We start from the raw sequence: 18,859 nt of genomic DNA on the forward strand, positions 1-18,859 counted from the left end.
AGCTTAAAAACCGAAATTGCAAGAAATGTCAGGTGCCTCATGTCCGTTATCTCGAATCATATGCCAACTGCCGAATTGCAAGCATTGGATGCTGCGCACCACATGCACCCGTTCACGTCGAACGAGGCTTTGGCCAACAAAGGCGCGCGGGTCATTACCCGTGCTGACGGCGTGTATCTGACGGACAGTGACGGCAACCGCATTCTGGATGGCATGGCGGGCCTGTGGTGTGTGAATATTGGCTATGGCCGCACGGAAATGGCAGATGCCGCCGCCCGCCAGATGAAAGAACTGCCGTATTATAATACCTTCTTCATGACGACCCATGTCCCCGCGATTGCCTTAGCCCAAGAGGTTGCGAAGCTAGCGCCAGCGGACATGAACCAGATCTTTTTCGCCAGTTCCGGGTCAGAGGCAAATGACACGAATATTCGTCTCGTGCGCACCTATTGGGCGCAGAAAGGCAAGCCGGGGAAATCGCATATCATCAGCCGCAAGAATGCATATCACGGATCGTCGGTCGGATCGGGCAGTCTTGGTGGGATGACCTACATGCACGAACAGGGCGGCATGCCCATTCCCGGCATCCATCATATCAACCAGCCCGACTGGTGGTCCGAGGGCGGTGACATGACGCCCGAAGAGTTCGGTGTGGCCTGCGCCAAGGAGCTCGAAGCCAAGATTCTTGAGCTTGGCGAGGACAAAGTCGCCGCCTTTATCGCAGAGCCTGTGCAGGGCGCAGGTGGCGTGATCGTCCCCCCCGAGACCTATTGGCCAGAAATCCAGCGCATATGCGATGAATATGAAATCCTGCTGATCGCGGACGAAGTGATCTGCGGATTTGGACGCCTCGGCGCGTGGTTCGGTTCTGAGGTGATGGGAATAAAACCGCACATCATGACGATCGCAAAGGGCTTGTCATCTGGCTATCAGCCCATCGGCGGCTCGATCGTCTGCGATGAGGTGGCCGAGGTGATCGGGCAGACTGAGTTCAATCACGGCTATACCTATTCCGGGCACCCCGTTGCGGCAGCCGTCGCGCTCGAGAACCTGCGCATCATGCAGGAAGAAAACCTCATCGAACACGTGCGCACTGCGGCAGCCCCTGCGTTGAAAGCAGGGCTTGAAACGCTCGCAGATCATCCGCTTGTGGGTGAAGTGAGCATCAAGGGAATGATGGCGTCATTGGCGCTGACCCCGCACAAGGACAGCCGGGCAAAGTTCGCATCAGAGCGCGGCACGATTGGCACGATCTGCCGCGACAGGGCCTTTGCGAACAACCTTGTGATGCGCCATGTTGGCGACCGCATGGTCGTATCGCCCCCTCTGATCATTCAACAAGAAGACATCGACGCGCTGGTCGAACGCGCAGGCAAGGCCCTCGATGAGGCCTATTCAGAGGTCAAATCCAAAGGGCTTTTGAAGGCTGCATCCTGAAAGCAGCGGCTTGATACAGCTTTTGGTTGTAATCCTGCTTTGAACACGGCCTGCGCAAACGGTCAGAACGCCTGAATGATGTATTTCATGCAGGCTATTTGGCGTGTGACTGAGGTTTTTGCAGTCAAGCTAACTATTACAAAGCAAATTCCACAGATTTCCACCTAAGTGCTTGCACTCTGGTGTCACAGTAGTTTTACATTGACTCAACAAGCGCGGTTAACCGCCGGAAGAACAATGGGGAGCCAAACCTTGGCTGGAAATAATTCAAACGACGCCTTCGTCGAATTTGAACGTGTGCAAAAAAGCTATGATGGTGAAAATCTTGTCGTAAAAGACCTGAACCTGTTCATGCCAAAGGGTGAGTTTCTGACCATGCTTGGGCCATCCGGGTCCGGGAAAACAACATGCCTGATGATGCTGGCCGGGTTTGAAACGGCGACGCATGGGGATATCCGACTTGACGGGGTGTCCATCAACAACATTCCACCCCACAAGCGCGGCATCGGGATGGTTTTCCAGAACTACGCGCTGTTTCCACATATGACCGTGGCGGAAAACCTCTCCTTCCCGTTGGAAGTGCGCAAGATGGGAAAATCGGACCGCGAGGCGAAAGTGAAACGCGCGCTCGACATGGTGCAGATGGGTGATTTTGCCGGGCGCCGTCCCGCACAGCTTTCCGGGGGCCAACAGCAGCGGATCGCCTTGTCCCGCGCGCTTGTCTTCGAGCCGGAACTGGTTCTGATGGACGAGCCGTTGGGGGCTCTGGACAAACAATTACGCGAAACGCTGCAGTTTGAGATTACAAATCTTGCACACGCTCTGGGGATCACGGTCGTCTATGTGACACATGACCAGACCGAAGCCTTGACGATGTCGGACCGTGTCGCGGTATTTGATGACGGTCGCATTCAGCAACTCGCGCCGCCGGACAAGCTCTATGAGGAGCCCGAAAACAGTTTTGTCGCGCAGTTCATCGGCGAGAATAATACGCTTGAAGGCGTGGTCAAAGAGATCAAGGGCGATCATTGCCTGATCCAGTTGGATGATGGTGGCCTGATTGATGCCAAACCGATCAACGTGTCGGCGGTCGGTGAGCGGACCCGTGTTTCCATCCGGCCTGAACGGGTCGAATATAACAAGGACCGCCTCAGCCCTGATGCGCATACCCTGCATGCCGAAGTGCTGGAGTTCATCTATATGGGTGACATCTTCCGGACGCGTCTGAAAGTGGCCGGCACCGAAGAATTCGTGATCAAAACACGCAATGCGCCTGATGTAGAGCGCCTGCAACCCGGCCAATCCATCGAAATTGGTTGGCTGCCAGAAGATTGCCGCGCCTTGGACGCCTGACAGGTTCTTGGCGCGCGACGTATCGTGCCCTTAGTGGGTCACGATCTCAAAGAGGTGGTGAATAAGTCCGTTGTCACCTGCCTCACATTCGAAACGGGCATATAAATCGGGAGACGATGAATGAAACTGACCAAATTGCTTTTGGCCTCAAGCGCGTTGACTATGGCCACCGGAATGGCCATCGCGGAAGAGGAAATGGCGAACGAAATGACCATCGTAAGCTGGGGTGGCGCGTATTCAAACTCGCAACAGCAAGCGTATCACAACCCCTATATGGAAAAGACCGGCGTCAATATCATCAACGATGAAAGCTCGGCCGAAGCGGTGTCAAAACTGCGCGCCATGAACGAGGCGGGCAACATCACATGGGATGTGGTGGACGTCGTTGCCGCTGACGCCTTGCGCCTGTGTGACGAAGGTCTGGCGATGGAAATCGACGCGGACGAAATGCTGGCCGCAGCGCCAGACGGAACACCAGCTTCCGAGGATTTCGGCGACCTGCTTGTGGGCGATTGCTTCATCCCGCAGATCGTCTACTCCACCACTGTCGGCTACCGCACGGACATGGTTGGTGACACACCGCCCACGTCCATCTGCGCATTGTTTGACACCGAAGGTTATCCGGGAAAGCGCGCGCTGGAAAAGCGCCCGATCAACAACATGGAATGGGCGCTGCTGTGTGACGGGGTTGCAAAAGACGACGTCTACGACGTGCTGGAAACGGACGAAGGTCAACAGCAGGCGTTGGACAAGCTGGACACCATCAAAGATGACGTGATCTGGTGGTCCGCGGGTGCGGACACGCCGCAGCTTTTGGCGGATGGCGAAATCGTCATGGGTTCGACCTACAACGGTCGCCTGTTCTCGGTCATCGAGGAGCAGAAACAGCCCGTGGGTATGCTCTGGGACGCTCAGGTCTTCGATCTGGACGGCTGGATCATTCCCGCAGGTCTGCCCGAAGACCGTCTGGCCCGTGCGCTTGACTATGTATATTTTGCGACCGACACGCAGCGTCTGGCAGACCAGTCCAAGTGGATCAGCTACGGCCCCGCGCGTGCGTCTTCTGCACCATTGGTTGGCACACATGCCGAATTGGGTATCGAAATGGCACCACACATGCCAACCGATCCGGAAAACGCCAAGAACACGTTCCTCTATAACTACGAGTTCTGGGCTGACTATCGCGACGATATCGACGCGAAATTCCAGGCTTGGCTGGCCCAATAAGCGCCACTGAGCGTCTGAGATCAGGAAGGGCGGTACATCCGCCCTTCCCACAAGAATAAAAGGGGACAAAAAATGCCCAAGGGATACATCATCGGCAACATCAGTCTGAAGAATGCCGACGCATATAAGCCTTACAGTCTGCGCAACGATGAACTGGTGCCACGCTATGGCGGCCGGTTTCTGGCGCGCGGCGGGCCTTCGGAAATCCTTGAGGGCGAAAGCCGTCCCCGCCATGTCATTATCGAATTCCCGTCCTATGCAGACGCGCTCGCGTTCTACAATGACCCCGATTATCAGGAAAACATGAAAATCCGGCAGGCAAACGCCGAAGGATCCATCATCGTTGTGGAGGGCGTTTGAGCCATGACCGATACCGCTGAACACTCCGGCCCGATGCTCGCGGCAGATGGCCGCCCGCTCAAAGTAAGCCTGAACCGTGCGTTGCGCCGCCAAAAGATGCGCGCGCTGTTGCTGATTGCGCCGCTGTTGCTGTTCGTGCTGGTCACGTTCATCGCGCCGATCGCGGATATGCTGTTCCGCTCCGTCGAAAACCAGATTGTATCCGACACATTGCCCCGCACCACGAGCGAGCTGGCAGCATGGGATGCGGACACCGGAGAAATCCCACCGCAGGAAACGTTCAACGCGCTGTTCAAGGACGTCTTTATCGCCGCTGAGCGCAAAGCGCATACGCGTCTGGGCTCGCGGCTCAACTATGAACTGACGGGTGTTTCATCCCTGTTTCGCAAGTCAGGCCGCAGTGTCGATGACATGGCGGAGGTCTATCAGGACCAGTTCGAAGACCTCAACGACTTCTGGAAAGAGGGCGAAAACTGGAGCCAGTTGATGGGCTCAGCCGCATGGCTCACGGCAATGAACGGCTGGAGCGAGGACAGCGGACAGGCGCAGCCGGTTTTCGAGGTGCGTGACGACATCGCTGCCGCCTTGCCGGAAACGACTGCCATCTACGAGGAATTCGCAACCTTCGTTCAGATCGAGGAAGAAGAACGCCTTACCACCGAAGACCCGTGGGCGTTGGTTTATGCCGCGCTTTATGAGGACTTATCAGCGGGCGCGGACCTGTCCGGCATCACCGGCACAGGCAGTGCAGAGCTTCAGGCGGCAGCCAATGCCGCAGCGGTGTTTGAAACCGTCGATTTTACTGCGGCCTTTTTCGAGGTGGACGAAGACTGGCACGACATTGAAGTCTGGCAGACAATTCAGACCTATACCCCCGATTTCACCTCCGGCTATTTCCTGAACGCGGTTGATATGAAAAAATCTCCCGACGGCCCGGAAATGCGCCCGGAGAACGAACAGCTGCACATCATGCTGTTCATGCGCACGATGTTCATGTCGCTGGTGATCACCGGGAGCTGTATTCTGCTCGGCTATCCTGTTGCGTGGATACTGGCCAACCTGCCTGCGCGCACGGCGAACCTGCTGATGATCCTCGTGTTGTTGCCGTTCTGGACATCGCTTTTGGTGCGTACCTCGGCATGGAAGGTGATGTTGCAACAACAGGGCGTCGTGAATGATACCCTTGTCTGGCTTGGGATAGTTGCGGATGACAGTCGCCTTGCGCTGATCAACAACCAGACCGGTACGATTATCGCGATGACGCATATTCTGCTGCCATTCATGATCCTGCCGCTTTATTCAGTGATGAAAACGATCCCGCCCAGTTATCTGCGCGCCGCCAAGTCATTGGGGGCCACGAACTGGACGGCCTTCTGGCGGGTCTATTTCCCGCAGTCCGTGCCCGGTATCGGCGCGGGGTCCATCCTCGTGTTCATCCTGTCCATTGGGTACTACATCACGCCAGAGATTGTGGGGGGCACCACCGGTACATTCATTTCCAACCGGATCGCCTATCACATTTCCAGCTCACTGAACTGGGGTCTGGCCGCAGCACTTGGGGCCATTCTGCTGGTGGTCGTTCTGGCGCTCTATTGGGCTTACGATCGAATTGTTGGCATCGACAACGTGAAATTGGGAGGCTGACACATGGTAGCCCTGACACCTGTATCCCGGACTGAACCGTCCTTTTATGTCCCGGTTGTGGCCGCGTTCGGTGCCTTTGCCGGCCTTTTGGTCGGCACGGCGCAGGGCAGTTCTCTGCTCGGCGTTATCATTGGCGCGGCGCTGATGGGTGCTGTTTCCTTTGTTCTGACCAAGGTTATCAAAAACGAAAAGATCTGTGTCTGGGGCCTTGTCATTCTGCTGGGTATAACCGGGTTCCTGATGGGCGGTATTCCGGCGGGTCTGATCGGGGCGGCATTCGGATGGTTTTTTGCCTGGCTGAGCTTTTGGCTCTACGAGTCGCGCTATCGTCAGCATCTCGTGCCCTACCTCACACCGGGGCAGGTCCTGTGGCATTACACCTTCCGTGTGATCTGCGGCGCGATCCTCGTGTTTCTCATCACGCCGATCCTTGTGGTCATGCCGCTGAGTTTCAACGCGCAGAACTTCTTTACCTTCACGCCTGAAATGCTGCGTTTTGATCCGGCGGGCTATTCGCTGAAACACTACGAGGATTTCTTTACCAATTCGGACTGGCAAGGTGCCTTGGCCAATTCGGTCAAGATCGCCCCGGCCGCGACATTGCTCTCGGTGACCTTCGGTACATTGGCGGCCATCGGCCTTAGCCAGCCGCATGTTCCGTTCCGCCGCGCCATCATGGCCATTCTCATTTCACCCATGATCGTGCCCCTGATTATTTCAGCTGCGGGTATGTACTTTTTCTACAGCCGCATCGGCCTGCAGGGCACCTATATGGGCGTTGTGCTCGCGCATGCGGCCTTGGGTATCCCCTTTGTCATCATCACGGTGACTGCAACGCTGGTGGGTTTTGACAACTCGCTGACGCGCGCTGCGGCCAATATGGGCGCGAACCCTGTCACAACATTCTTTCGGGTGCAGATGCCGCTTATTCTGCCGGGTGTCATATCGGGTGGCCTTTTCGCGTTTATCACCTCCTTTGACGAAGTGGTCGTGGTGTTGTTTGTCGGCTCTGCCGGTCAGAAAACGCTGCCCTGGCAAATGTTCACAGGTCTGCGCGAACAGATCAGCCCGACGATCCTCGCCGTGGCGACGATCCTCGTGTTTATCTCAATCGCCCTGCTGACAGTGGTGGAATTGCTGCGTCGGCGGTCTGAACGACTACGCGGGATGAGCCCCGCGTAGCCTGAACGACGCCAATGCTTTTTCTATTGCGCGGTAAACCTCACCGCAGTTTTTGCAGCAAAGCTGACGAGGCATAGCCATCAGGAACCAGACCACGGTTGCGTTGAAAGGCGCGGATTGCGTCAATCGTGTTTGGACCAATACGCCCGTCAACGCCTTGTGTGTTGAACCCTGCGCGGGTCAACCGCTGCTGTATTTCCTTGCGTTCCGCAAAAGTCAGCGCTCTTTCGTCCGTGGGCCAGCTTGACCGGATCGGGCCGCCCCCTTTGATACGGTCGCTCAGATGGCCCACCCCGATGACATAGGCATCCGCGGCATTATACCGTTCGATGGCGGCGAAATTATCAAAGATCATGAAGGCTGCACCCCCCGCACCCGCAGGCAGTAGAATGGCCGCGCGCCCGTGATTGGCCACTTTGCGACCGCTCATGTCTCTGACACCCAAGCGCGCCCATGCACCGGGCGTCTTCTTGGTGCTCCGGTTGGCCTGCGCATAGTCAAACCCTTGCGGCAGTTGCACTTCAACGCCCCAGGGCTGGCCGGTTTTCCAGCCTGCGTTTTTCAGATAGGCTGCGGTGGAAGCCAGCGCGTCGGTTGGATCCTCCGACCAGATGTCGCGCCGCCCATCGCCCGTGAAATCAACGGCATAGGCAAGGTAAGACGTGGGAATAAACTGCGTATGCCCCATGGCCCCGGCCCAGCTGCCGGTCATATTGCGCGGGGCCGTGTCCCCGTTTTGCAGGATTTTCAGCGCCGCGATTAGTTGCTCTTCGAAAAACGCGCCGCGCCGTCCTTCATAGGCCAAAGTCGACAGCGAGCGGATCACATCATTTGAGCCACGATACGCGCCATAGCCGCTTTCCAGCCCCCAGACCGCGACGACGACTTCTTTTTCGACCCCGTAGCGCCGCTCAATCGCCTCCAGCGTTGTGCGATGTTTTGCCAGTGCCGCCTTGCCATTCGCGATGCGCCGATCCGAGGCCGCGCTTGCAAGATACTGCCAAATCGTCTTGGTAAATTCCGACTGATTTCTGTCCCGCCGGATGACATCACTGTCAAACGTCACACCGCGAAATGCCGGGTCCAGCGTTGCCGATCTGATCCCTTGCCGGGTGGCGCGCTGTTTGAAGCCTGATACCCAAGCGTCAAACCCGGCGGCGGAAGTGGCCAGCGCAAGAGCAGTTTCGGCTTGGCCCTTGATGGTATCCGACCTCAGTTTGGGTCGCATCACCTGCTCAATCGCGGTGCCTGACGCGGCTACGTCGACTATGTTTAGCGGCGGCGCAACGGCCGGGCGCACTACGGGCCGTAAGGATTGCCCGGACGTCTGGGCAAAAGCACCATTTGCCCCCAACACCAAGCCAAGCATACCCGACCAAAAGATCATGCGTTTCATGAAAATATCCTGCTACGGTTTTTTATTATTAATGACAGTGTAGCGCGACTTTGCTTTCGGAAAAAGAACTCTGTGTCTTTATCGCGGCCTGTCGCCGACAGCGAAAGGGATTGGTCGTTCTACGCAGCGCTTGTTGCACCGGCACAGATGAGTTGTCTAACATGCGCTGAGCATTGCACGTCACGCAGGATTGAATGATGATCAAACTATTGACCTTTCCACCGGCGTTCGGGCTCTTTGCGGCGAGCCCGTTCTGCGTCAAAGCTGCCTATCTCTTGAATATGTCCGGCCAGAAATGGGAGCGTGAGGATATTCTGGACCCGCGCAAAATGCCCTACGGAAAGCTGCCTGCCATCCGCGCAGGGGACCGGTTGATTGCAGACAGCGACCGTATTCAGGCATACCTTGAAAGCGAGGGTGCGGATTTCAACAAAGGGTTATCGGACCTCGACAAGGCCAATGCCCGCGCCTTTATTCGCATGTCTGAGGAACATTTGTATTTCCATCTGGTGCTCGACCGATGGGCCGATGACGCCATTTGGCCCAAGGTGCGCGATGTCTATTTTTCGCAAGTCCCGCCCGGCCTGCGCCATGTCATCGCAGCCAGTGTGCGCAGAAAGACCCTGAGTGGGCTGCACGCACAGGGCCTCGGTCGGCTCAGCCAAGAGGAACGTTTGGCGAGAATAGAGCCTGATATAGATGCGATCACCGTGCGTTTACGGCACAGTAAATTCCTGTTTGGGGACCAGCCAACCGCCGCCGATGCCTCTGTCGCGCCCATGTTGGCGGCCGCAACCGCATCGCCGGGAGTAACGCCGATGGGCCGGATGATCTCAGGGAATGAGGTCTTGATGACGTATATCGCAGGGGTCGAGGAAAGCTGCGGTTAGCTCCGGCTGCGTTTCACCTTGCGTTTGATTTTATCCGCCTTGCGCTTGGCTTTGACACCGCGCTTGCGCGGCGTGCGTCCCGCAGGTGATCTGCGCCCCTGCGCCAGTTTCGCGCCCTCAAGTTCCAGCAGCTCAAGCGCGATCCCGCCGGTGATGGGTGCCGCCTCTGCCAGACGGACGGTGGCGCGCTGTCCAAGACCAATGATCTGACCGCTGTCTGCGCCCATCAGGGTCATGGTTTCCGCGTCGAAATGAAAATACTCGTTGCCGATGGAACGCATCGGCACCAAACCATCCGCCCCCGTCTCGTCCAGCTTAACAAAGATGCCAAAGCGCGCGATGCCACTGACGCGCCCGGTAAATTCGCTGCCAACCCGTTCGCTTAGATAGGAGGCAAGGTAACGGTCGGTCGTGTCGCGTTCCGCAACCATCGAACGACGCTCGGTGTCCGAGATATGCGTGCCGGTGTCTTCGAGGCCGTCTGCGTCTTCGGGCCGCAAACCGTCCTTGCCCCACCCATGGGCAGAAATCAAAGCGCGGTGCACGATCAGATCGGCATAGCGCCGAATGGGGGAGGTGAAATGCGCATAGCGCGGCAAGGCCAGTCCGAAATGGCCCAGATTGATCGGCCCATAATAGGCCTGCGTCATCGAACGCAGGGTGGAGATGTTGATCAGCTCCGCCTCGTCACTGCCCGCAGCCTCCTGCAACAAGCGATTCAGATGCGCGGTCTTGAGCACCTGACCCTTGGCCAGATTATACCCGCTGGCGCGGGCGGTTTCGCGCAGCGCATCCAGTTTCTCCGGGCTTGGTTCTTCATGAACGCGGAACAGCAGCGGGGATTTCTTTTCGATCAGCGTCTCGGCGGCGGCGACATTCGCCAGCACCATGAATTCTTCGATCAGGCGATGCGCATCGAGCCGCTCTTTGAAGCTGACGGAGGTGACGGTGCCATCCTCCGCCAATTCGATGCGCCGCTCTGGCAAATCCAGCTCAAGCGGTTGACGCCGGGCGCGCGCCGTCACAAGGGCAGCGTAAGCGGCGTAGAGCGGTTTTAAAACAGGCTCCAACAGGGGCTGTGTGCGTTCATTCGCCGTGCCGTCGATGGCGGCTTGCACCTCTTCATAGTGCAGGGAGGCAGGTGATTGCATCAAGGCGCGGTAAAAGCGGTGGCGCAGTTTGTTTCCGTCGGCATCAAGGACCATCTCGACCGCGATGCAGGCCCGTGGCACCCCTTCGTGCAGAGAACACAGATCACCGGACAACCGGTCCGGCAGCATCGGCACCACGCGGTCCGGGAAATAGGTGGAGTTGCCCCGCTTGCGCGCCTCGCGATCCAGTGCGCTCCCCGGCGTCACATAGGCTGCAACATCCGCAATCGCGACCCAGACCACATGCCCGCCCTCGTTTTTCGGGTCCTCATCTGCATGCGCGAAACAGGCGTCATCATGATCCCGCGCATCCGACGGGTCGATGGTGATCAACGGAAGGTCGCGCAAATCCTTGCGACCTTCAGGGCCAACGGGTTTTGCGGCATCTGCCGCTGCGATCACATCATCGGGAAAGCTGTCTGGGATACCATGCTGGTGGATCGCAATCAGCGATACCGCCTTGGGCGCCGATGGATCGCCCAAGCGTTCAACGATCCGCGCGCGCGGCAATCCCATCCGTGCCTTGGGTCCGGCTTGTTCTGCCTCGACCAGTTCGCCGTCCTTGGCACCATGTGTTGCCCCGCTGGCAACCTGCCATTCCTTGTCCGACCCTTTATCAATCGGCTGGATGCGCCCACCCTCAGCCGTCTGGCGGAACACGCCGACAACACGGCGTGGGTTCGTGCCGATGCGGCGGATCAGGCGCGCCTCATAGTGATGTGTATCGTTCTTGACCAACGTCAGACGCGCGAGGATACGATCCCCCGCGCCCATCGCCGGATCGGACGCACGAGGTATCAGCAGGACGATGGGTTCCTGCCCGGTGCCGTGCCATTCCATGGGTTTGGCATACAGATCACCGTCGTCATCCGGCCCGGTGATCTGCAAGACGCTGACCGGCGGCAGGCGTTCGGGGTCCTGATAGCTGCGGTTGCGCTTTTCAAGGTGGCCATCGGCCTCAAGTTCCTTGAGCACGCGCTTGAGATCAATCCGCGCGGCCCCCTTGATGCCGAACGCCTTGGCGATGTCGCGCTTGGCGGTCAGGGTCGGGTTTTGTTCAATCCACTCAAGGATGTCGTTTTTTGTGGGCAGGCTGCTCATCCCTGTCAGGTAGCACGCTGCCCCCGTGCCGTCATGCGCAAATCAGCGGTTGTGTCCACATCCTGCAGTTTATCTACGTAAGCCACTGAAAAATCACCGAGCGAGCGTAACGTATCGGCCAGCGCAAATTCTGTTGACCAGCGCACCGATTGAAACAATTGCGGCCGGGCAGGGCGCGCATTCTTCAGACCGATCAACCAGTAGCCGCCATCATAGGCAGGCCCCAGAACCGCATCCGCATGGCCAAGCGCCCTGAACGCCCGCGCAATATGACGCCGCTCAATCCCCGGAATGTCGGCACCGATGACGCAGACCGGACCGGGTCCTTGCCCCCGCAACGCGCGCTTCATGCGGGTGCCCAGATCACCCTTTCCTTGGGGGACGCGGCGCAGACCACGGGGCCAGACGCGGCTTTTTAGCCCTTCGTTGTCCGGGGAGACCATCAGAACGACATCCCAGCGTGGGTCCTGCAGCCGCCGGATCAGCGCGGTTGCCTGATGGCGAAACCACCAGGCCGCATTGGTCATGCCGATCTCGTGGCCCAAACGGGTCTTGACCCGACCGGGGCGCGGCTCCTTAAGCATGATCGCAAGGGTGCGTCTCATGCAAAATAGTCGGTGAGTATTCTCGAATAGATCGCTTTCAGCTCGACGATGTGATCGGTTTTGACGTGCTCATCGACCTGATGCATGGATTGACCGACCAGACCGAACTCAACCACCGGGCAGTGATCTTTGACAAAGCGCGCATCTGATGTGCCCCCCGTGGTGCTGAGCACCGGCTCGATACCGGTTTGCGCTTTCACCGCCTTGCTGACGAGCGCGGACAGGGGGCCGGGCGGGGTCAGAAAACTCTCCCCCGAAATCTTGATCCGCAGGCCGGTCTGGACCCCGAATTCAGCCTCTATCTTGGACAGTTCTGTCTTGATCCACTCGGTCAGGGATGCACCGCTATGTGCATCATTGAACCGGATATTCACCGTGCCGGAGCAACTTGCGGGAATGACGTTCGTGGCAGGGTTACCGGTATCCACCGTGACAATTGCCAGCGTCGAGGGGTCAAAAAACTCGGTGCCCTCATCGAGCTTATGGCTGGCCAGCCGGTCCATCAGGCGCATAAGTGCGGGCAGCGGGTTGCATGCGCGGTGGGGGTAGGCGGCATGCCCCTGCTTGCCGGTCACTGTGATCCATGCGGTCATTGATCCACGGCGTCCGATCTTGATCATCTCGCCCATGCGATCCGGGCATGTGGGCTCTCCGACGAGACAGGCGCTCATCTGTTCGTCCTGCGCCGCCATATAGGCCAACAACGCAGTCGTGCCGTCGATTGCATCACCCTCTTCGTCCCCGGTGATGGCCAGCACAATCGCCCCATCGGGGGGCGTGTCGCGCACGAAATCCAGCGCAGCGGCGGCAAAAGCCGCAACGCCTGATTTCATATCCGTGGTGCCACGCCCGTACATGATGCCATCTTTGACCTCAGCGCCAAAAGGCGGCATGGACCAGTCATCCGCATTGCCAATCGGCACAACATCCGTATGCCCGTTAAAGCCAAAAGTCTTAGGGTGCCCCTTGCTGCCCCAGCGCGCGAAGAGGTTGCGAATGCCGCCGCGGTCGGCCCATGCACAGTCAAACCCCGCATCGCTGAGCACGTCGTGGAGGATATCCAGCGCGCCCTCATCGGCAGGCGTCACGGATGCGCAACGGACCAGATCAGCGGTCAGACGAACAGGATCAACAGCGGTCATGGTGTATTCTCGTATCTAACAAAGCCCTATTCCTACAGGTGCGAGCGAAAGCTGCAAGGGCGGCAGTTTATTCCGCCTCTTCGGTTTGAAACGTCCCGTAGAAAGGCTCCATCTGCGCGACAATAACGGCGTTTTCATCAAGCGCGCGCTGCATCAGCACGCGTTCCTCATCGCTGATTTCATGACCCTCGGACAGGCGTTCTTGCAAGGTACCATATCCTGTCACATCCAGAGGGGCCGTATCCGCCTGTTTGAGAATGGCCACGGTTTCGCGCACGGCCTCTGCTTCGTCGATGCCGCTGGCATAGATCACGAGGGCCGCGCCGGTTGCCTTTTTCGGCAGCCCGTCGCCTTCCTTGCGGCCAATCTGGACGACAAGCGTATAGACCTGCTGGCGCGAGGGTTTCTTTTCCTTTGTCATGTTCCCTAGTTAGGGCTTGGCAAAGGGCATCACAATGGCTTTATCAAGGCGCTGCTCGACGGGCCAGTCGGCATAGGGTTCCCAATCCGCTTCCATCTCGTGCAGATGCCGCAGGCCCGCCAAGAGCGGGATGCGCAGTTCTGTTGGCAACATGATGTAATCGTCTGCCTGTTTTTCATAACGTAGCGCCATTTTACCGGTGCAATCACGCGTCGCGATCGCATCAAGGATCATAAGTGCGGTGGCCGCCGCGTAAGATGGGTGCACAGGGTCCAATGATACCCGTTCGATCACCTCGGAGGGGAACCACCCGCCGAACTCTGACAAAATGCAGCTGCCTTTCAGGCAGTTGTCCAGCGCTTTGCGGTGCACTTCGCGGGTCTCCTGGGGGGCCAGCGTGCAGACGACGTCCCGCATGTCTTCCGTCATGGAACGTGCAATGATCTTGAGAAGCCGGGTCAGATCTGTTTCGTCGTAGGTGCGCAGGTCCGTGCCCTTGGGCAGTTGGTCCAGCTTGACGAGACCCAGCGTATCCGCCCGGCGAAACCCATTCATCAATGCCGCGCGCACGGGGGAGGGCGCTTCGCGGAACCGGTCGCGAAAGGCGCTCCAGTTCCAGAAAAGATCGTCCTCTCCGGCGCCATAGTTCAGGCGGTCCGCCAGCAGGATGATTGTTGCCGTCATGAAAGCCGGGTGGTTCTGGTTGGGCATCGACGCAACCATCATCAGTTCGGCATGCAGCGCTTCGACATCCGCCGTGGACATCCTGCATTCCTGATCGAACACCAGACGCTTGAGATCTTCGCGCAGGCGCGGGCTAAGCTGCAATGCCAATTCCGAACACCCGGCTACCGCAGCGCTCTGCAGGTCAGACAAGATCTGAAGCATGGTGAAAGTTTTTGGGGCGGCTATTTTCCTCATGCGACCTGACTAAAATGACATCCGGGCAGGATTGCATCGTAATCAGGTCATCATGCGGATATTACTGGGGCGAAACCGCCCCAAGCAATAACATTCAGTAAAAATCAGTCGCGCAGCAACTCATTGATGGATGTTTTGGACCGTGTTTGCGCATCCACTTTTTTGACGATTACGGCACAATAGAGGTTCACACCGTTTTTTGATGGCATGGACCCCGCGACAACCACAGAGCCTGACGGGACTTCGCCATAGGTGAATTCGCCGGTTTCACGGTCGACAATTTTCGTGGATTTGCCGATGAAAACGCCCATCCCCAAAACCGAGCCTTCGCGCACGATGCAGCCTTCGACAACTTCGGAGCGCGCGCCGATGAAGCAGTTGTCTTCGATGATCGTCGGGCCTGCCTGCATAGGTTCAAGCACACCGCCAATGCCGACGCCACCCGACAGGTGCACGTTCTTGCCAATTTGTGCGCAGGAGCCGACGGTGGCCCATGTGTCAACCATCGTGCCTTCGTCCACGTAGGCACCAAGGTTCACAAAGGACGGCAACAGGACAACGCCCGGCGCGATATAGGCTGATTTGCGCACGACACAGTTTGGCACGGCGCGGAAACCGGCGTCTTTCCAATCTGCCTCACCCCAACCGGCGAATTTGCTGTCCACTTTGTCCCACCAGCCGCCGCCTTGCGCACCACCGGATTGCATCTCCATGTCCTTGATCCGAAACCCGAGCAAGACGGCTTTCTTGGCCCATTGGTTCACATGCCAGTTGCCATCGCTTTGGCGCTCAGCCACGCGCAAACCACCGCCATCAAGCGCTGCAAGCGTGGCTTCGATTGCGTCGCGCTGGGCCCCTTTGGTTGCGGGCGTAATGCTGTCGCGCGCCTCCCATGCGGCCTCGATCGCGGTTTCCAGCTCAGCATTTGACATCGGATTCTCCCCTCAGGTGACAGTGTTCCACGCGCCTATACAAGCCACGCAGCGCCCGTGCAATCCGTTCACGAAAGTTGAACAACCTCGGGTTAGGTAGGAAAGGCCGTTGCATATCGGCGCACATCATGCGCCCCTGCACGCAAAGCGATTGATCAAAGAGGACTATCCATGAACCGACGCCACCCTTTGCGCCACGCCTCTGCCGACCGAAAAGCCATTCGCGAGGTCCCGGACACACCGCAGACCCGCGCGCCGCAGTATCGGCTCGCCTTTGCGGATGATGACTTTTTGTGCCGTGAGGAATTGCGCCCGGTCCGGCTGCAACTGGAATTGCTGAAACCTCAGATGCATCTGGACGCGCTTGGCATCAACAGCACCATCGTGCTTTTTGGCGGCGCGCGTATCCCGAGCCCGTCGAGCAAGGATAGCGCTGCGACTAAAACACTGGCTGATTTATCGCATTTCTACGACGAAGCGCGGGAGTTTGCGCGGCTGATGACCCTCAAGAGCATGGAAGCCGAGGGCAAGGAACATGTGATCGTGACCGGGGGTGGCCCCGGCGTGATGGAAGCGGGCAACCGCGGTGCAATGGACGCGGGCGGGCGGTCCATCGGTCTGAACATTGTGCTGCCGCACGAACAGGCCCCGAATTCCTATGTGACGCCTGAATTATGCTTTAATTTCCACTATTTCGCGATCCGCAAGATGCATTTCCTGATGCGGGCCAGCGCCATCTGCGTCTTTCCCGGCGGCTTTGGCACGTTGGATGAGCTGTTCGAGGCGCTGACGTTGATACAGACCGGACGCATGCAGCCCGTCCCGGTTCTGCTTTTTGGGCGCAAGTTCTGGGACAGTATCATCAACTGGGATGCGCTGGCCGATGCGGGCACGATTTCTGCGGAAGACCTTGAGCTGTTCAGTTTCGTGGAAAGTGCAACTGAGGCGATGGAAGTAATTGACCGCTGGCAGGACACGCCGACCCGCGCCACAATGCCGGGTCGTTAAGAGCGTCTGACGAAATACCTGAAACATCAAGTGTCACGTAACCCGTTGAAATTCTTGATTTCAGACGGCGGTGGGTGAGTCAGGTTTTTCGCATGACGCTTTAGGCGCAAACCGTCTGCGGTTGCGACCTTTCGATCTCGATCAGCTTGGTGAGGTCCGCGTCATTGATGGCACCGATCACGAGGGTCCGCCCCACCATCGTGCCGGGCGTTCCCGGTATGCCCAGCCGTCGACCCAGATCCATGCTGGTGGCCAAGGCCCGTGCCACCCGCGGTCCTGATACCTCCTGGGTGAATGCATCAGGGGGCAGGTCAAGCGCATCCGCCATTGTTTGCAACGCTGCAGGACCCGGGCGCAGGAACCGCTGCGAAAGATAGGCGCGCCCGGCCTCCTCTGCATCGAGAAATCGCGCCGCCAGAACCGCCTGTGCACTGCGCCGCGACGCAGCCCCCAACAGCGGCATTTCATGCCAGATCAGTCGCACAGGCGCGCCAGCGTCCCGGCGCTCCATCAAGCGCTGTTCAAGCACTTTGCAATAGGGGCAGTTGAAATCACTGAAAATAGCGATTGGCACGACATCGGGCTGCCAGCCCTCTGGCCCGAAAAGAGCCAGACAGGGCGATGCCGCCCGTTCGGGTGATGGCGCGACGTTCGTTGAGCCCTGCGCATCAAGGCCGAAAAACGGATCAATGCCCCCGGATATGCTGCCGCCAGTGATCCGGCGAAACCCGGCAAACCCGGGCAGCGGTTCGAATTCGAAATCGGCCGGGATACGCCGCAGTATCGGTGGAATAGCAACGGCAACGGCGACGATGCCGCCCACGACGAGCACATCACGACGGCGCACTATGCGCCCGCCAGACCTGCCTCTGCCGCGATCTGTTTGCGGGATTTGCGCGCGCGCTCGGTTGCAGACTTCAACTGCCCGCAGGCCGCCATGATGTCTTCACCGCGCGGCGTTCGGATCGGCGATGCATACCCGGCCTTGTAGATGATATCGGCAAAGGCCCGGATGCGATTGTTGGAGGAGCGTTTGTAGGGCGCGCCGGGCCATTCGTTGAAAGGGATCAGGTTGATCTTGGCGGGAATGCCCTCAATCAGTTTGACGAGGCGGCGGGCGTCTTCGTCGCTGTCATTGACGCCGTGCAGCATCACATATTCAAAGGTGATCCGTTCCGAATTGGACACTTTTGGATAGACCCGTAAGGCCTCCAAAAGCACCTCGATGTTCCAGCGTTTGTTGATCGGGACCAACTTGTCACGCACGTCATCGGTCGTTGCATGAAAGCTGATGGCCAGTTGGCAGCCGATTTCAACAGCGGTGCGCGCGATTTCCGGCACGACACCGGATGTGGACAGGGTAATGCGCCGCCGGGAAAGTTGAATACCCTCCGGGTCCATCGCGATTTTCATCGCATCGCGGACGTTTTCAAAATTATAAAGCGGCTCGCCCATGCCCATCAGGACGATGTTGCTCAGCAGGCGCGTTTCGTCTTTGGGCGCACCGATTTCCGGCCACTCGCCCAGATCATCCCGCGCGATGATCACCTGACCGATGATTTCGGCGGCGGTGAGGTTGCGCACCAGCTTTTGCGTGCCTGTATGGCAGAACGAACAGGTCAGCGTGCACCCCACCTGACTGGAGACACACAAGGTGCCGCGCCCGTCTTCGGGAATATAGACGACCTCAACCTCGTGACCGCCGGCGATGCGCACAAGGTATTTGCGCGTGCCGTCCTCGCTGACCTGACGGGTGACGACCTCCGGGACTTCGACGACGAATTTTTCCTTGAGTTCCGCGCGATAGGCCTTGGACAGGTTGGTCATCAGATCAAAGTCGCGCACGCCCCATTGATAGATCCATTGCCAGATTTGCCCCACACGCATCTTTGCCTGCTTTTCGGGCGTGCCCTCGGCAATCAACACGTCGCGCATGGCTGCACGGGTCAACCCAACCAGATTGACGGGACCGTCCGGCAATTTGCGCGGAATGGTGTGGACATCTTGCGTGATGGGCGCGTTGGCGGACATAAGAACGACTCTCAAATGGCTGAATGCCGCTCTATATAGGGTTTTCCAAACAGATCAA

General features: G+C 58.3%; 17 protein-coding genes. 8 read left to right on the forward strand and 9 right to left on the reverse strand.

The features are described 5' to 3' along the window. The first annotated feature begins 39 nt into the window (after positions 1 to 39). The 6 genes from RLO149_RS21240 (at position 40) to RLO149_RS21265 (ending at position 7,203) form a co-directional block, all read left to right on the forward strand. Positions 40 to 1,437, forward strand: a complete 1,398-nt coding sequence (locus RLO149_RS21240; protein ID WP_013964142.1) for an aspartate aminotransferase family protein — start codon at positions 40 to 42, stop codon at positions 1,435 to 1,437. Positions 1,438 to 1,674: 237 nt separating this feature from the next. Then, on the forward strand, positions 1,675 to 2,790 hold the full coding sequence (locus tag RLO149_RS21245) for an ABC transporter ATP-binding protein (protein WP_044025477.1): 1,116 nt from the start codon (positions 1,675 to 1,677) through the stop codon (positions 2,788 to 2,790). A gap of 120 nt (positions 2,791 to 2,910) precedes the next feature. Beyond that, complete coding sequence (locus RLO149_RS21250) at positions 2,911 to 4,017, forward strand: extracellular solute-binding protein (RefSeq protein ID WP_013964144.1); 1,107 nt, start codon at positions 2,911 to 2,913, stop codon at positions 4,015 to 4,017. Positions 4,018 to 4,089: 72 nt separating this feature from the next. Next, a complete protein-coding gene (locus RLO149_RS21255) occupies positions 4,090 to 4,377 on the forward strand; it encodes a DUF1330 domain-containing protein (RefSeq protein ID WP_013964145.1) in 288 nt (95 codons plus the stop codon). 3 nt (positions 4,378 to 4,380) lie between these two features. Next, positions 4,381 to 6,021 carry an ABC transporter permease gene (locus RLO149_RS21260; RefSeq protein ID WP_013964146.1) on the forward strand — a complete coding sequence of 547 codons (1,641 nt, stop codon included), beginning with the start codon at positions 4,381 to 4,383 and terminating at the stop codon, positions 6,019 to 6,021. A gap of 3 nt (positions 6,022 to 6,024) precedes the next feature. Further along, entirely contained in the window at positions 6,025 to 7,203 is a 1,179-nt protein-coding gene (locus tag RLO149_RS21265; RefSeq protein ID WP_013964147.1) for an ABC transporter permease, read from the forward strand. A 40-nt stretch (positions 7,204 to 7,243) separates the two neighbouring features. Here the strand turns inward: RLO149_RS21265 and RLO149_RS21270 are convergent, their stop codons facing one another. Beyond that, a complete protein-coding gene (locus RLO149_RS21270; RefSeq protein WP_013964148.1) occupies positions 7,244 to 8,599 on the reverse strand; it encodes a lytic murein transglycosylase in 1,356 nt (451 codons plus the stop codon). Between the two features lie 197 nt (positions 8,600 to 8,796). Between RLO149_RS21270 and RLO149_RS21275 the strand changes: the two genes are divergently transcribed. Then, positions 8,797 to 9,489: a glutathione S-transferase family protein gene (locus RLO149_RS21275; RefSeq protein ID WP_044025779.1), complete on the forward strand. Its 693-nt coding sequence runs from the start codon at positions 8,797 to 8,799 to the stop codon at positions 9,487 to 9,489. Here the strand turns inward: RLO149_RS21275 and rnr are convergent. The 6 genes from rnr to dapD form a co-directional block, all read right to left on the reverse strand. Beyond that, positions 9,486 to 11,741 (reverse strand): ribonuclease R, encoded by a 2,256-nt coding sequence (rnr, locus tag RLO149_RS21280; protein ID WP_013964150.1) that lies wholly within the window; start codon positions 11,739 to 11,741, stop codon positions 9,486 to 9,488. The genes RLO149_RS21275 and rnr overlap by 4 nt on opposite strands. A gap of 5 nt (positions 11,742 to 11,746) precedes the next feature. After that, positions 11,747 to 12,346: a TIGR04282 family arsenosugar biosynthesis glycosyltransferase gene (locus tag RLO149_RS21285; protein ID WP_013964151.1), complete on the reverse strand. Its 600-nt coding sequence runs from the start codon at positions 12,344 to 12,346 to the stop codon at positions 11,747 to 11,749. Further along, positions 12,343 to 13,488, reverse strand: coding sequence for a succinyl-diaminopimelate desuccinylase (dapE, locus tag RLO149_RS21290; RefSeq protein ID WP_013964152.1), 1,146 nt, complete (start codon positions 13,486 to 13,488; stop codon positions 12,343 to 12,345). Before dapE ends, RLO149_RS21285 begins: the two co-directional genes overlap by 4 nt. A gap of 67 nt (positions 13,489 to 13,555) precedes the next feature. Continuing rightward, positions 13,556 to 13,909, reverse strand: a complete 354-nt coding sequence (locus RLO149_RS21295; protein WP_013964153.1) for a hypothetical protein — start codon at positions 13,907 to 13,909, stop codon at positions 13,556 to 13,558. A 9-nt stretch (positions 13,910 to 13,918) separates the two neighbouring features. Then, positions 13,919 to 14,797, reverse strand: a complete 879-nt coding sequence (locus RLO149_RS21300; RefSeq protein WP_148264416.1) for a hypothetical protein — start codon at positions 14,795 to 14,797, stop codon at positions 13,919 to 13,921. A 137-nt stretch (positions 14,798 to 14,934) separates the two neighbouring features. After that, complete coding sequence (dapD, locus tag RLO149_RS21305) at positions 14,935 to 15,762, reverse strand: 2,3,4,5-tetrahydropyridine-2,6-dicarboxylate N-succinyltransferase (protein ID WP_013964155.1); 828 nt, start codon at positions 15,760 to 15,762, stop codon at positions 14,935 to 14,937. A 171-nt stretch (positions 15,763 to 15,933) separates the two neighbouring features. On the opposite strand from dapD, the gene RLO149_RS21310 reads away from it, so the two are divergent. Beyond that, positions 15,934 to 16,770, forward strand: coding sequence for an LOG family protein (locus tag RLO149_RS21310; protein WP_013964156.1), 837 nt, complete (start codon positions 15,934 to 15,936; stop codon positions 16,768 to 16,770). Between the two features lie 100 nt (positions 16,771 to 16,870). Here the strand turns inward: RLO149_RS21310 and RLO149_RS21315 are convergent, their stop codons facing one another. Continuing rightward, positions 16,871 to 17,617 carry a DsbA family protein gene (locus RLO149_RS21315; protein ID WP_013964157.1) on the reverse strand — a complete coding sequence of 249 codons (747 nt, stop codon included), beginning with the start codon at positions 17,615 to 17,617 and terminating at the stop codon, positions 16,871 to 16,873. Then, positions 17,617 to 18,801 (reverse strand): dual-specificity RNA methyltransferase RlmN, encoded by a 1,185-nt coding sequence (rlmN, locus tag RLO149_RS21320; protein WP_013964158.1) that lies wholly within the window; start codon positions 18,799 to 18,801, stop codon positions 17,617 to 17,619. The genes RLO149_RS21315 and rlmN overlap by 1 nt, the downstream gene beginning before the upstream one ends. Between the last annotated feature and the right edge of the window lie 58 nt (positions 18,802 to 18,859).

The organism is Roseobacter litoralis Och 149 (assembly GCF_000154785.2).
Classification (GTDB): domain Bacteria; phylum Pseudomonadota; class Alphaproteobacteria; order Rhodobacterales; family Rhodobacteraceae; genus Roseobacter; species Roseobacter litoralis.